Origin of the sequence: Tolypothrix tenuis PCC 7101 (assembly GCF_963874875.1) — a bacterium.
Taxonomy (GTDB): domain Bacteria; phylum Cyanobacteriota; class Cyanobacteriia; order Cyanobacteriales; family Nostocaceae; genus Aulosira; species Aulosira tenue.
On record NZ_CAWNJS010000001.1, the window covers coordinates 796,370 to 811,781 of the forward strand.

Consider the following 15,412-nt stretch of genomic DNA (forward strand, 5'->3'; position numbering starts at 1 on the left):
CAACCGCTACTTTTCAGGAATTCCCAAAAAATAAATTCTCTTGGTCATGAACAATTTCGGTATTTAAACGTCATTAACTCCACCGATGAACGAAGTTACCAGACTCAGAGGTGGAGTTATAAATTCTTAACCAATTTTAGTTTTTTAATGGCTCAGGTCTGACTTGAACAGACGACCCCAGGCTTATGAGTCCCGTGCTCTAACCAACTGAGCTACTGAGCCTTGCTTTATCCAATGATTTCTAAATATAGCAGAAAAACTTCACAATTTCTAGTCTAATTGAAAATTAATTTTCTGTTTGGGGTTAGTGAATTGCTGTAAAGCAAAAGAGGGAGTTTAACTCCCTCTTTTAAAAAGGCAAGACAAGAATTGAATTCTAGACAGCCAGAAATTAGATTCGGTTCGCCAATAAAGTAATGGGGTTAACTGCGCCCTTACCTGTGGGATGAATTTCAAAATGGCTGTGTGGCCCAGTACTAAAACCAGTACTACCCATAAGAGCAATTGTGTCTCCTTGTCGTACTTGCTGACCTGGCTGCACTAAAATCTTGCTGTTATGACCATAGCGAGTCATGCTGCCGTCAGGATGACGGATATCTACGAGGTTACCGTAGCCACCGTTGTTCCAGCCTGCTTTTTCAATCACACCATCAGCAGACGCATAAACTGGTGTACCTGTGGAGTTAGCAACATCAATTCCTTTGTGCATTCTTCCCCAGCGCCAGCCATAGCCAGAGGTCAGAACACCTTTAGCGGGCCAAATGTAAGCTACAGAGGAGGAGGATGGAGGAGGAATAGCCTCGTCCAAAGGTTTAGGTAGATATTGGTCTACAGCTGACAAAGGCGGCAAACTTGGAGAAACGGTAGTTCCCCGCATCTTGCCTAAAGAATCAGAAGCATTAACGCCTCTGGGAGGTGTAGCAATCCGAGGTACAGATAGTTTGCGTCCAGGTGCTTGGTTGGAGAAGAACTCAGGATTTACTGGCTCGTTAGTTGGTTGAGTTGCACGGAACAGAGGCTTCACTGGTTGGAAGTTAACGGTTCCTCTAGGTGACGGTACAGGAATCTGTACTGCACTCCGTGAGAAAGTGGGGCTAGTAGCCAAATTATTGATATTAGCTACAGGAAGTACTGCTGCAGGCTGATTATTTTCGCTAACTACTGGTACAACAACTCCAGCTTGTTGAGCGCGATATTTTTCCCGCAATCTTTGGATTTCTGCTTGTAAGCTCTGAAGGCGCTCATTACTCTTAGCGCTTGCAAGCTTCTGTGGTTTTTGATTTTGCAGTTCTGCAAATATTTTTGGCACTGGAGCATCACCACCCATACCATAAGAGATACCAGGAGTGGGGGCTGTTTCCGCAGCCACAGTATTTGCGGGAATTTGATTGTTCGCTGTTGCTGGTGTTGGTACAGCGACACTGTTATTGTTAGCAACTGTTGGTAACTGTGGTGTTACAGGTAAAGTAACACTGTTATTGTTAGCAACAACTGGTAACTGTGGTGCCACAGGTACAGTTGGGCTGACAATAGCTGTATTCACAGGAGATGGCAGTGCTTTGGGGGTAGCCACTTCAGCCTGCTCTACAGTGGGGTTAATTGCTAACTTGGATGGGTTAGCTGCACTGCTGTTAACCCCAGTAGATGGCACAACCAATTTTTGGCTGATTTGCAGTTGATTGGGATTGCTCAGATGATTAACTTTGGCTAAATCTGAGACAGATGTACCATACTTACTAGCGATCGCAGCTAGTGTATCTCCTGGCTTAACTTCGTAAGCAGCAGTATTTGATGGTGCAGCAGCTTTGAGTGTAGCTGGTACAGGTGTAGCTACGGGAGCCGTATTCGCTTTTGCCTGTTTTAGCTTGGCGATCAAGCTTGCTTGGCTAGCATTTGTGGTGGTTGGTGACTGTTCCGTTGTCAGGTTGCTGGCGTTGATTTGTGGAGCTTTTTCAACTACAGCAGCTGTTGGTTCAGCCAACCCCTTGTTAGCCTCTGATAAATTCTGGGTCTCCTCAGACCGCAACTCCGCCAGACTTTCTTTTAAACGGTTCGATTTTTCTTGTAAGCGATTCAGCGCAAATTCTTGCTGTGCTTTCAGTTGAGCGGTAACTGCACTATCCACACCTTTAGTGTCTGTTACTGCTGTTAGGGATGCATTGGGTGAGCTAACTGCACTATTACCAATAGAAAGTTTTTGTACTTCAGGTAGCTTGTTGGTTGTTTGTAAACCATTTACTACTTGAGACTGCTGGTAGAGAGAAGTTTTATAAGTTGTTGTAGCTTTAGCAGTTGCTTCTGATGCTGGAACTGGCAAAGACATTCCACTGGCCGCAACCTGTAGTTTAGCTTCAAGCCCAGGCACTTGTGAAATTGCTGTTGGTTCCACAATCACAGGATTTTCCGGCACGCTCACGAAGGAGACGGTTTGGTTTTCCAGCGTTGTGGGAGCAAATTTCATCTCAGTGTCAGGAGCAGCTGGCATTGTTGAGGCTGCCTTTTGGCTGCCTACAGGAGCCGCTGCTTGGGCTTGATCGTTTTGCCGAGTCACCAAGAGGCTGGTTGCTCCCATTGACAGAGCCAAACCGATCATGGCGGCTTGTGTCCGCGCCCGGCGGTTAGCTACAGAATTTGCATTATTTGACGGTTCTACTGGGACACCATCATTGCTGGGAGTATTGTTCAGCACAGCTTTTACTCTCTTTTTCAATGCTCGTTTCAAAGACGACCTCCTAAATGTTCACTAGTGTTTAACTGACCTTGATTTTTTTTCAGTCTGAGACTAGTCAATGATTTAGATCACATCCAAAGATTGATCAAGATCACACCCACCAGAGATACTTACGCAAGATTAACCTGCTTCTCTGATTTAGACAAGTTCACACCTATTAGCAAAACTTTAAAATTGCTGTGCTGACTTGTCCGCTCCGTTCCTCACACCTTTAGGATTTTTTGCTGTTTGCATCTGTCTGCGCTTGCTTTGCTAAATTAACCGGGGCTGGACAAACATATACACTGTGCCATTTCCACTGGTTGCGATCAGCAATTAATTCGCTACGACTTCTAGAAAAGCAAATCCCCTGCTGTAGATATCTTCAAGAGATTTCCATCCAATCCGTCTACCCAACACGAGACTTTACGTTGATTATTCCCTAAAAGACAACCGTATTATCTCGCAGCTACTTTTTCGCTCCTTTTTTATCTTGATCGAGCAAAAAACGTTTAAATGCCTCATAGGACTAGCTTGTGACGTTTTTGTTCCCAAGATTAAGATAATTGAAGTTCATCAAAATCTATCATTCATTTGCGGAATCGTCGCTACTTTTCGATACAAATTTCTTATATAAGCTCACCTACATTCGTAAGTATTGTTTACCGAGCTTGGAAAAAGCTTTCAGAATCAAGTATATCTATTCACTTTATTGAAGCTGTAACAATCGATATATTTGGGTGAATTTGGGGGAAAGGGGACTGGGGAGATGAGGGAGGTGAGAGAGATGAAGGAGATTAGGGAGTCAAGGGACAAGGAGATACATACTATTACCAATTACCATGCCCTATGCCCCATGCCCTATGCCCATGCCTTATTGTAAATATCCCAATTGGCGGCGGGCTTCAAACAAGCTGACAGCAACACTTACAGACAGATTTAAGCTGCGAACATTGGGTTGCGCCATAGGAATATAGAGAGTGGTATCACAGGCTGACAAAGCTGTGGGCGGTAATCCTGTGGTTTCGCTACCAAATAGCAGCCAGTCATTATCTTGAAACTGAAATTGAGCATAATTGGAACTGCCACGTACAGAGAAGCCCAAACATCGACCGCCACGTTGCTGATGTACGGTTTTAAAGTCTTCTAGCGTTTCATGATAGTTAAGTTTGACATAGGGCCAGTAGTCTAAACCTGCTCTTTTGAGGTAGCGATCGCTAATTTCAAACCCCAAAGGCCCTACCAAATGTAATTCTGTACCCGTAGCAGCACAAGTCCGGGCAATATTGCCTGTATTCGGCGGAATTTGGGGATTAACTAAAACTACCTGGGGCATTTTCTCAGTGGTAAAAATGTAGTAGAAACAACAATGTATTAATTCGACACATTTTACCAATCTATGTTGATTATCTATAGGTTTTCTTAATAATTATGAAGCTAATTCTATTGATTAGTTTTTTAAAACATAAAAAAATAAACTCTTAAAAGGAAATCTAAGAGTATTCATAAGATAAAACAATCAATTATTAAATTTTTATGATCAACTAGTGCCATCACGCGAAAATCAACTTACTAAAATTTTGGCATTCAGGCGCTAGTTGGTCGTGTTCCTGGGTCTCCCAAGTATTCAAAAAAATCTACCATTTGTAACTGGGGAGGGGATGGGGTGTTACGCCATTGAGGGGGAACACAATTTATCTTCTAATTCCACTTCTCGTTCTTTAGCAGTAACAATTGCTTGGGTAATGACACGTTGAGCATCAACCCCGACTGCGTGTAATTGTAACCATTGTTGGGCTTCATTACCTTCGCGCAAAATTTTCTGTAAAGGAGAAAGGAAGCAATTAAATCCTCGTTCTTTAGCGATCGCCCAAAGTTCTTCATACATTTGAGCGATCCAATCTCTGGCAATAATAGTTTTGCCATCTTGCCAATGTGTCAATTGAGCATCCAAACTATTTGCTGCGGCTACTACTTCGTTACTAGCAGTAACAGCAATTAGTTCTTCGGGGGTAAAGGTGCTTTGGGTTAACGGATCAATGTGGGTGTTTTCTATTATCTGCAAGAGGCGAGCTTCCAGCAATGCGGTAATTGCGAGTAAAGCGATGGGATCTGAGACTAAATCGCAAATTCGCAGTTCTAGGCGATTTAAATCGTAAGGACGGCGATCTCCATTAGGACGCACTGATGTCCACAAATGACGGACATTTTGCATGGTTCCAGCAGCTAGCTGTTGTTCTACCCATTGAATATGATCGGCATGGCTAGAAAATAGAGGTACATGGCTAGGAGTTTGGGGGAAGAGTCCCCAACGAGTAGAGTGATAGCCAGTAGCTTTGCCATCAATGAAGGGGGATGAGGCGCTGAGGGCGAGGAATAAAGGTGCTTCGGTACGAATGACGCGACAAGCCCGCATTAAGACATCTGGATCGCTAATGCCTACATTTATGTGTACGCTAGCGGTCACTACTTTTGTACCGTAAGTGTTCTCAATGTAATCATGATAAGGATTTTTTGGGTCGGAACGGAAGAAGCGATCGCTCCTACCCAAAGACAACGTACTACCTGGAATTAAAGTATAGTCGCCCAGTTGCGTGAGGTATTTTCGTAGTTCTTGGCGAGGACGTACCAAGGCACACAGTAGCTGCTCAAAACTTTGTAAAGGTTTCGTAACATATTCAACGTTACGGCTATCTGGCTCTCGCATAAAACTTGGCATAGCCTCAACAATCTTGTCAGAGAGACCGACGATTTCACCCTGAGGTGTGCCCGTATACATTTCAATTTCAAAGCCTTTTAATAACCTCACCTTTTTCTCCTCGGCTCTCCTAGCCTATAAATTGTATCGAACACGACGATTTTCTGCATGGATGTGGTAGCCTAGTCCAATTCAGATTTTTTTACCCAGAAACTAAGAAACACAAGCATTTCGCCGATTTGCCTAAAAAGCAGCAATACTAAAGGCATAAATAATTTATGCCCTTAGTATTAGTGATTCATAATAAGTATTTCTCAGCGATCCATCTCTGCTGATAGACCTCATGAGCAGCCTTCTGCATTAGGGAGTATGTAACAGTTAAGCGTATGATTCCCAGGCGATCGCTTATATAGGATGAACACCAATTTTGTTTAAAGGCAAATAGTTACCCCATATTGATATATTCCCATAAATTTAGTGCTGATTTGCGTCTGAAAATCGTATTGTTAAAGCCCAATTCACACAGAGGTTTTGGCCCTTTAACTTGTTATAAATTTGTGAAATCTTGTATTTACTCCTTGACTTTTTTCCTCGTCTTCTTTTCGGTTGGTACTTTTTTTATTTTTGTTGCTGGTTCCTTTTTAGCAGGTTGCTGAGGGAAAGTCTGTTGCGAGATAAAATCATCGACTGAATCATTTTCTTGAGCAATCTGAAGACGAAGCAACTCTGACCATACTTCATTATTGAGCAAATTGACAGCAGTGTCACGATTCTGTGTGGCGATCGCATTAATAAATTGACGCAATCCCTGTTGCAATGAATCAATAAAGGGTGCTTCTGGTGTTACCTGACTCAACAATGAAAGTGCTAAGTTTAAACTTACTAAATTATCAGGTGAGTTTTGGGAATTTAATTTCGGCAAGAGAATATTTAGCCATACAGGAAGCAATTCTAGCCAGTTATTTTTCTCTATTTCTTTCAGTGCTATATTTTCCATTCCCATAGCATCCCATAGATACAGAGAATCTTTAGCTAATTGAGTGTCACGATTTTCTAAAGCCTTTGTCCATAATTGTTGAGTGTGTTTATGGAAGCGCTGGGTGAGAAATTCATAAGCTTCATTCACTTCCTGAGGAATTGTCACTTGATAAAAGAACTCACCTAATGGTATTTGTCCGCCGCTATATTCAAGCCATTGGTAGGAACTACAAATATAAATTTCTCTATCAACTATTACTTCTTTAATATGGGAATCGGCTAACTCAGCTAACTGTATATACGGTAAGTCTGCGGGTGTTTTTATGGCTGGTATTTCGGTTGATATTGGTTGTTCTATTTGCGGCGATATTCCATAGCAAATTAAAATTGAAACTCCGCGTTTTGCTGCTTGTTCTAACACAGCTAAAATTTCGCTATTGGTAATTACATGATTTACCCAAGGTGAATAGATAATTATCTGAAATTTCGCAGCATTGAGAATTTCTAAAAAAGTTTGATTAATTTGGCGATCGCTTAACTGTATAACCTTACCTGAGTCGCTAGATTTTCTGCGTCTCGTGCTAGGTTTGAGATGATTTTCTAAAGCTTGCTGCCGAATCTTGTTAAATCTAGACTCTATTTCGTCATTTTTATGATTACGAGCTGCCTCTAACTCAAAATTGGGAGATGTGTTTGATGATTTGCACAATTCAGATAAAGATATTTTACCTTCAGATAGCAGGGTATCTAGCCATTTTGAACTAGAATCTAAAATTTCCTTTCCGCGCCGCAGTTGCATAGTAATTTTGTCTTGATTAGCATCATAAATTACAAACATTGAGATTTTGCGCCAAATAATTTGCGGATTTTGTAATACCCTAAAAGCTGTGACAATCTTCCCGGCTTCAGGTACATGAAGCGCCACATCTGAAGCTTGGAGGCTCTTTTGTATATCCTCTAAACTTACGGAAGATATATCTTTATTTGGCAAATTGATATTTAAAAAATTTGCCAGATTGGGTAAATTGAGATTTATTTCATTTAATGGTTCAGTCTGAAAGGTAATATTGTCGCTGAAAACATCTGTAATTGCATAAATCTGTACAGCATAGGGTGGTTGTGGTACAGAACCTTTTTTATAAAATAAGCGCCCTTGTTCTGTCACTGTAATTGGCGATTTAGGTGCAAGAGTTTGTAACCTTTGCAAAGTTTTGATTGTACTTTCCACAAATATGCTATCTAGCCCCAGAATTGATGCTAATTCCTTGGCTGTTGGTGGCGGATCAAATTCTATTCCAGCGCGAATGATAAACTCTTCTAAAACATTTAACGGACGAGGTTCCGTGATGGTTAATTCTACAGTTGTTTGCTGCAAATTGTAGCGCAATTGACGCGCGGCTAAAACTGATAAATGCGGATTTTGGGCTGTAATTTCTTCAACTAAATTTTTGAGACTGTCATCTATGGGTTTATTTGAGGATGTGAGAAACATCAACAAAACCTCCATGATGACTAACAACATTAGCAACTTCTGAGTACATATTGCCAACTTTACCAGGTTGCTTGGTAAATAAATCGTGACAGCCTACAATTACTAGCAATTCTTGGGCGCGAGAAAAAGCGACATTTACCCGTTCTGGTTTTTTCGCAAATCCTACATCTCCTTTATTATTGTTGCGAACCATGCTGACAATTACAACCGGGCGTTCCATACCCTGAAATCTATCAACTGTACCAGTACGAATTTGCAGTGAAGGGAAGAGTTCTGATTGTAAGCGTTCATCAATTTTTCTGAGTTGAGCACCATAAAATGTAATTACAGCAATTTCTTTTTTCGGTTCACCACAGGCGACTTTTGCAGCCCAAGAATTTTCAAATTGCTGACATAAAGCTTCAATAACGTCAATTTCCTGAAGGTTAAATAAAGAAGTACCTTCGCGCTGTTCTTGAAATGCATCTTCTTTGGGCATTTTCACCCAAAGTAAATGGTGTTGAGGTTGAACTATTTCCCCGACTAAATCATGGGCGCGTTTGATATCTGGCTGTAAAATTCCACATTCCAATTTACCCTCATAAAATTGATTGATTGCGCCCATAATATTGGGGTGCATTCGATATTGGGTAGTTAACATTTGTTTGATGCTTTGATCTGCATCTTCAAATTGGCTTTTGAAGAGAGATTCTTCTAAGAATTGTAATTCTTCTCTGCTACTGCCAATTTCTTGCACAACTTCTTCTAAAGTACTAGTATCTAGCATTGGTGGTAATTGTTTATGATCACCCACCATGACTAATTTTTTACCCTTCAAAGCTGGAATTAGCAATTCTGGTGGCGTACATTTACTAACTTCATCAACAATCACCACATCAAAGCACTGAAATTCTTCGGAAAAATCACGATTTGCGGCTTGCACACAGGTGATACCAACAACGTTAGCATTATCTAAATATACCTGTCTTAAATCGTGGCGATCGCGTTCTGAGGGGTTGCGTACTTTTTCAATCCAATCTTGAATAAAATTACCATAGCGATTGAGGTAAACTTCATCTTGAGTGAGTTGCTCTTGTAAAGCCTCAAATTGAGATTTAATGCTGCGTAAAAATTCTAAATTATATAAATCAGTAGTATAACTTGGAATTTTAAATTTATCAGATATTCCTTGCCATTCTATCTGCCACCAGTTGCGCTCTAATAATAAAGTCTCTGATAATTCTGGTTGCGTCTGTTCGGATATTTTATTTAATTTTAGTTTTAAAGTCTCAAGCTGTTGTTGAACAATTGTTGTTTCTTCTTGCAAGATTGATAATTGCTCAATCAAAGAAAATTTAATATTTTCTAATACAGCAAACGGTTCAAGAGATGTAATTAAATTTTCTATCTGACTTAGTTGATTAATCCAAGTATGGACGTGTTTAGAGAATTCCTGTGGATGCTCCCAAATTTTAGCTTGAGTTGTGAGATATTGGTCAACTAAACTACGTAATTGCTGAGGAATGTTTGGCTGTTGGTTGAGTTCTTGCAAAGTATTGATTGCTCTTGCCAGTTTCACATTAGCATCTTGTCTGGCTGTTTCTATCTGATTTTGAATATTCAATATTTGCTGAGATACAGTTTCATGATTGTGCAGTTCATTTAACTGTCGTTCTAGATGTTGTAAATGTTGTTCTATTTCAGTTTTGACTTTAAAAACGCATTGACGCGCATTGTTAAGGATGCTTTCTATAAGTTCTTGGGTAATTGTATTGAGAGTCGCTTCAATATTATTGGCTTTCCATAATGCGCCATAGGTTTGCTGAATTCTATTCAAGAAAATTTGGGCTGCATCAACTATAGTTTTTCGCTGATTTTGCGTTAAATATTGATAGTTATTAAGCTGTTGAGCAATTTCTTGCCATTGAGTGCAATCACTCGTTTTCAAAACTAAAGGAATCTTGCTAAAATTCTGCTGGAGAAAATAGCTAAAACTATGCTGTCTACCTTTTCTATCGCTATATTCTCCCTCAATTTCGTAAGCGATCGCCTTTGCTAATAAATCCCAGTCTGGTAGATTAACTGTATAATTACTTGGCATCAATGATATTTTTAAATAATTAGCCAGCATCACCAATCCTGGCGGTAATTGCATTAGTTCTAAGGTTAAAGGTTGATTAGTCTGCCGAGAATTATTTAAAATTTCCGATAGACGCGTATTAGCTGTAGCCTTCCATTCCTTGACAGCAACGATAACTGTCTCAAGTTCCTGCTTGCGAGTTTCCCAATTTTGAATAGTTTGCTGTAGAATGTGCTGTTTACTAAAAAATTGCTGATTATCTTTTTGTAACTGTTGTAAATTGCTGGAATGTTGTTTAAAAACCTGAACTGCGGCTGCAACTTCTAACATTGCTACAGTTGCACTTTGAGCATAAATTAATGCGGTTTTAAAATCAGGGATTCCCTTGGCGACAGAGTCACGTAACCACACAGCCAATCCAAAAGCACCACATTGAGGGCGAAGAAAGCCAAGTTTATCAGTCAAGGTAATAGCTTTAGCGACATTTACTAAAAAATCTTTAACTAAAGTATTCCCTTCAGTATATGGGCGTAAATGCGGTAAAAAGTTGGTAATTTCTGGAGCTTCCCAATTAACTATTGATGGAGAATCTAAAAGATTTTCTAAACCAGAAATTAAGGTGTCAATTTCAGTCTTTTTAGCTAATGCATCCTGATAAAGCGCTTCTTGCTGTTGCAGATTAACTTGTAATTTAGCTCGTTTATGCGTTAATTCTTCCTGGTTTACTTGGAATTCTTCTTCTGCTTGGATATAAGCTGTAAATCTTGGATAAAATGCCAATAATTGACGATAATTTTCTAAATTTTGGCGGCGATTACTGAGACGAGTTTCACAGTCACTAGCAGTATTATCTAACCATGTGCCAATAACTTGGTCTTCTAAAAACGGCTGTCCTTCTTCGCCAACTTTCTCAGCACGTCCCTTACGTATCGCCCGAATTACAGGGTTATGAACTAATCTACTTAGGGCGTTATCTACTGCTAAATTCGCTTGGGAAGCAATCAAAGTCCGCCCACCTCGCAAAGCAACTTGATAACAAATCTCAGCAATTACGGTTGTTTTCCCTGTACCAGGTGGCCCCTGAATTAAAACTAAATCTTCGGCGGAAAGTACTGTTTCTACTGCTGCTTTTTGACCAGGATTAGCAGATGATAATAATAAATCTTCTACTGGTAATTCTACAGTGTTATGAATAGGTCGAGCCTGAGCAGCATCAAATAAGAAATTACCTAAATAAGGATTTTGTGTGCGTCCATTATTTAAATCATCTAAAGCTTTTTTCTTACGTTGGATTTGTTTAATATCACCAACTGCTTCAAAACATAAAAACCCAGTATCAGGAAGTTGATAACGTCCGCTTGTCATGTAATCAGCAAAATCGCGTTCCAGCCTCACACCAATGATGCGATTTTTGAGATCAATTTCTTCGAGTGAACCTAATAACCGACTTTGCTGCCAATTTCTGCCATTGGGTGCAGTTTCAAATAATTTGATGTCTTCATTTCTTGCCTTTCTTACCCGTTCCCAAAAGTTTTCAATATCTAACAAATTTTCTGGTGAACCATCGAGGGTAGCTGAGTTAACATCAATTTGAAAACTGATGCGTCTTTTAAAGTTATAGTTATGCTGACGGTAAGGCACACAAAACTGACGCGCTTGAGCAATTTTCTCTTCAATCTGTAAAAATGCTTTCCATGCTTTTAGTTGTTCTTCTGTAGGTACAAAGTCGCCACAAATAGGCGTGTTTTTTAATTGTGTAAATACAGTTGAGGGAATACCGATATGATGCTCATGGTTAGGCAGAAGCCGTAAGCGCAAGGGTACAGCATAAGCATCATTATTTCCCCGTGAAATTGGCAGTAAATAAGCAGATAAAATCCTTAAACCTTCGTAGCCATTGGGATGTACTGCAGCTTTAAATGCAAGAGTTTTACCTAATTTTTGCAGTCTCAAAGGTAACTTATTATTCTCAGAATCAGTGGCGATAATTAATTCCCAAATTTCTTCTTTGGCTGCTCTTCCTGCACCTTTACGACGTAAATAAAACAGGCAAGGATTTTGACCAACGCATTCCCACATTAATTCATGGGCGTATTCTCGACGTTCGCTAAAATCAGGGTATTCTGCGACTGTATCCGCGCCTGCTAAATGCCGGATTAAACTATCAATTGTTGAATTGACGAACATATAGCCCCAATCTTCTGAGGCAATTTTCATTTTTAAGGAACTAGTTTTGCGAGTAGTAGCAACTTTAGAAACTGCCGGTTGAGCTGCTTTGCGAACACGTTCTGCTTCAAATTCTGAAATTGTGCTGCTAGGACTTTTAGCGACAATATTAAGTTGCTGGCATATTACTAATAGCTTCTTGCTATCTACATTTATTTCCTTTGAAAGTTCGTAAATTCTAACTTTTGTTTTGTTCATCCAGTAATCTTCTGTAATATTTGATATTTATGAGAATAGAACTATTGCTAAAGCTAAAGATGATGTCCGCAAAATTTCTCTCAAACTCTTATTCTTTTGTTACTTTTCGATGATTTGTAGTTCATTGTTGATAAAATACATGGAGGTTTTAAGTATAAAAATTGCACGCAGAGACGCGGAGGCGCAGAGAGCAAGAGGGAGATTTTAAAGTTGTAGATCAGGGTGTGCGATTTTTCATCCTAAAGTTGAGGAATGACTATAAGTTTATAGTTTATATTGTCTGTACACTTCACTAGCAGCACGATGTACTAAAGAATGTCGCCAAACGAGGGATGACAAATCGTCGGCGTAACCACCACCAATAACACAGGCGACGGGATAACCAGCACTGACGCAAGTACTCAAAACCTGCATTTCACGACGGAATATCCCAGTATCGGTTAAAGCTAATTTTCCCAGGCGATCGCCTATATGTGGATCGACACCTGCGTCATAAAAAACGATATCTGGCTTCACCTCTGACAATAAATCAGGTAGATACTTTGCTAAAGTTTGCAAGTAGGCATCATCTTCCATCCCTTCTGGTAAAGGTACATCCAAATCGCTGCTTTGCTTAGTACCAGGAAAATTCACTTCACAATGCATAGAAAATGTGAAAACGCTGTCATCATCTTGGAAGATAAAAGCCGTACCATCACCTTGATGTACATCTAAATCAACTATTAAGATTTTTTGAGCCAGTCCGAGTTTTTGTAAAACGCGAGATGCGATCGCTAAATCATTGAAAATACAAAAACCAGATCCATAACTGGGAAAAGCATGATGAGTCCCACCAGCCGTATTGCAAGCTAAACCCTGGCTCAGTGCTAGTTGGGCAGTCAGTATTGTACCACCGACCGCTACACAGGTACGATTCGCCAATGCCGGACTCCAGGGCAAACCAATACGCCGCTGTGCTTTGGAATCTAATGTTCCTTCACAGTAAGCTCGAACATAGTCACCAGTATGAACCAACTCGATCAATTCGGTTGGTGGAAGCACAGGCTTATGAAATTGCTCAATTTGCGCCACCCCATCAGCTATTAACAATTCATATAACTGTCGAAACTTCACCATCGGAAACCGATGTCCCTCCGGTAGCGGTGCAACGTAATCTGGATGATAAATAATCGGTAAGTACATCGTTGTTTGGTAATGGGTAATTGGTAATTGGTAATTGGTGTTTGTTATTTCCCCTCATCTCCCCAATCCCCAGTCCCTAATCCCCAGTTCCCAGTCCCCAATCTCCCACAGTTGTCTACACTAAGAAGTGACAATGAAAACATAGTAAGGAAGCCTGCGTGCTTGATTTGTATCCGATGATGCAACTAAAAACTGTATGGCAATTAGGTAGCAATAATCCAGAAAATCAACATCACCTAGCTACTATTCGCCAATGGTGGGCAAATCTCAACAGTAAAAAAGTTACTTGGCAACAGAGAATAATTACTGAGAATAGTGAAGTCGATCAATTAGATTGGGAACCCAAGCGGTTTGATGAAGCGTTTGCGATCGCAAACCCAGATATTCGTGGTATTACACTCTATTGGCGTAAACCTGACTCTTCTGTTGAGCGTAACACCACGCCACATAAATTAATACTTGATAGCCTCAACCAATATTTATATATTTTTCCTAAGTCACAAAAAGAACTAGTTATCCGTGTAGGTTTTCCATCGATTGTTTATGAAACAATTTCACTAACAAATCCCCAATATTTATATAATTCATCTGGTGAAAATTACATTCTCACTTTGCAGGATGCATCGCAACAGCTAGAAGTCAAAGTTAGCATGAGTCCAGAAAATCTCAAACAGCTACTTCGACAACTCACAAGGTAAAATTAAGCCAACATACGTTACCCTGACTGAGTACCCTAATATTAAATACTTCATTTCAAGTTGATTATGATGCAATGGATTCTGCCAGTTGTATTTGTTCTTGCTGGCTTACTAGCGGGAATAATTGCGGAGAAATTTTTCTTCAAGAAGTTGAAAACATTTGTTCTCAAAACAAAAATTCCTGGAAGCGAACTTATATTTCTTTCATTGCATCGCATGACATTTATTTGGTTCGTACTGGCAGGATTTTCTGCAGCAGTTCTTAGCGCTCCCATCAAACCAGATATTGCCACTGTCCTGCATAAAATAGTCACTATAGTTATACTTTACTCAGTCACAATAGTTTTAGCTAGATTGACTGCTGGTTTTGTCAATTTATTTATTACTAGATCTGAAGGAGTTTCAGCATCACTCATTTCTAATATTGCTAAGACTGCTGTTTTCGTTTTAGGATCGCTAATTTTGTTGCAAACAGTGGGTGTAGAAATTACACCAATAATTACGACTTTAGGTATTAGCGGTTTAGCAGTGGGTTTAGCTCTCAAAGATACGCTAGAGAATTTATTTGCGGGCTTTTATCTGCTAATTTCTAAACAAGTTAGAACTGGAGATTATGTCAAACTAGCAGATAGTCATGAAGGATATGTGATAGATATTTCTTGGCGAAATACAACTATTAGAGAACTTTCAAATAACGTCATCATTGTACCTAATTGTAAATTATCTTCAGCAATTTTTATTAATTATCATCTGCCAGTTAAAGAAATTACTCTGACACTTAATGTGGGAGTTGATTACGAAAGCGACTTAGAACAGGTGGAAAGAGTAACAGTAGAAGTTGCTAAAGAAGTGATGGCAGAAATCGCACCACAATTAATCGCCAATGAACCATATATCAGATTTCACAAGTTTGGAGATTTTAGTATAGATTTTACGCTTTATATGCGCGTCAATGAATTCTTTGACCAACGCATTGGCAGACATTTATTTATTAAAAAATTACATAAACGATATCAAGAAGAAGGAATTAAAATTCCTTTCCCTGCTAGAGAATTGTATATACCCGAAAATGCTGCCAAACTTGAAAATTAAACACTTGGCAATATTATTGAAGTTGTAAGATTTTTTGTGTTCGTGCAGTATTTACAACAATATAATGTCTTTATTCCTA

General features: G+C 39.6%; 8 protein-coding genes and 1 tRNA gene. 2 read left to right on the forward strand and 7 right to left on the reverse strand.

What is annotated here, in order from left to right:
• Nucleotides 1–148 precede the first annotated feature (148 nt).
• From AACU25_RS03245 to AACU25_RS03275, 7 genes are all read right to left on the reverse strand, one after another.
• Nucleotides 149–222 (reverse strand) — tRNA-Met (locus AACU25_RS03245).
• A 169-nt stretch (nucleotides 223–391) separates the two neighbouring features.
• Nucleotides 392–2,722 (reverse strand): peptidoglycan DD-metalloendopeptidase family protein, encoded by a 2,331-nt coding sequence (locus AACU25_RS03250; RefSeq protein ID WP_096573883.1) that lies wholly within the window; start codon nucleotides 2,720–2,722, stop codon nucleotides 392–394.
• Nucleotides 2,723–3,584: 862 nt separating this feature from the next.
• Nucleotides 3,585–4,046 (reverse strand): tRNA (cytidine(34)-2'-O)-methyltransferase, encoded by a 462-nt coding sequence (locus tag AACU25_RS03255; RefSeq protein ID WP_096573884.1) that lies wholly within the window; start codon nucleotides 4,044–4,046, stop codon nucleotides 3,585–3,587.
• A gap of 333 nt (nucleotides 4,047–4,379) precedes the next feature.
• Nucleotides 4,380–5,519, reverse strand: coding sequence for a glutamate--cysteine ligase (gshA, locus tag AACU25_RS03260; protein ID WP_096573885.1), 1,140 nt, complete (start codon nucleotides 5,517–5,519; stop codon nucleotides 4,380–4,382).
• A gap of 460 nt (nucleotides 5,520–5,979) precedes the next feature.
• Nucleotides 5,980–7,908, reverse strand: coding sequence for a phospholipase D-like domain-containing protein (locus tag AACU25_RS03265; RefSeq protein ID WP_321206814.1), 1,929 nt, complete (start codon nucleotides 7,906–7,908; stop codon nucleotides 5,980–5,982).
• The gene (locus AACU25_RS03270) at nucleotides 7,856–12,361 is read right to left on the reverse strand and encodes a translation initiation factor IF-2 N-terminal domain-containing protein (RefSeq protein WP_096573887.1); all 4,506 of its coding nucleotides are present in this window, start codon (nucleotides 12,359–12,361) and stop codon (nucleotides 7,856–7,858) included. Before AACU25_RS03270 ends, AACU25_RS03265 begins: the two co-directional genes overlap by 53 nt.
• Nucleotides 12,362–12,625: 264 nt before the next feature.
• Nucleotides 12,626–13,543 (reverse strand): histone deacetylase family protein, encoded by a 918-nt coding sequence (locus AACU25_RS03275; RefSeq protein ID WP_096573888.1) that lies wholly within the window; start codon nucleotides 13,541–13,543, stop codon nucleotides 12,626–12,628.
• A 158-nt stretch (nucleotides 13,544–13,701) separates the two neighbouring features.
• On the opposite strand from AACU25_RS03275, the gene AACU25_RS03280 reads away from it, so the two are divergent.
• Nucleotides 13,702–14,241: a hypothetical protein gene (locus AACU25_RS03280; protein ID WP_339381999.1), complete on the forward strand. Its 540-nt coding sequence runs from the start codon at nucleotides 13,702–13,704 to the stop codon at nucleotides 14,239–14,241.
• Nucleotides 14,242–14,307: 66 nt separating this feature from the next.
• Nucleotides 14,308–15,333, forward strand: coding sequence for a mechanosensitive ion channel family protein (locus AACU25_RS03285; RefSeq protein WP_096573890.1), 1,026 nt, complete (start codon nucleotides 14,308–14,310; stop codon nucleotides 15,331–15,333).
• Nucleotides 15,334–15,412: the final 79 nt, after the last annotated feature.

Bases quoted from the DNA above. Each gene is read 5' to 3' on its own strand.
- AACU25_RS03255 (WP_096573884.1), bottom strand. From the start codon at position 4,046: ATGCCCCAGGTAGTTTTAGTTAATCCCCAAATTCCGCCGAATACAGGC.
- AACU25_RS03265 (WP_321206814.1), bottom strand. From the start codon at position 7,908: ATGTTGTTAGTCATCATGGAGGTTTTGTTGATGTTTCTCACATCCTCA.
- AACU25_RS03270 (WP_096573887.1), bottom strand. From the start codon at position 12,361: ATGAACAAAACAAAAGTTAGAATTTACGAACTTTCAAAGGAAATAAAT.
- AACU25_RS03275 (WP_096573888.1), bottom strand. From the start codon at position 13,543: ATGTACTTACCGATTATTTATCATCCAGATTACGTTGCACCGCTACCG.
- AACU25_RS03285 (WP_096573890.1), top strand. From the start codon at position 14,308: ATGATGCAATGGATTCTGCCAGTTGTATTTGTTCTTGCTGGCTTACTA.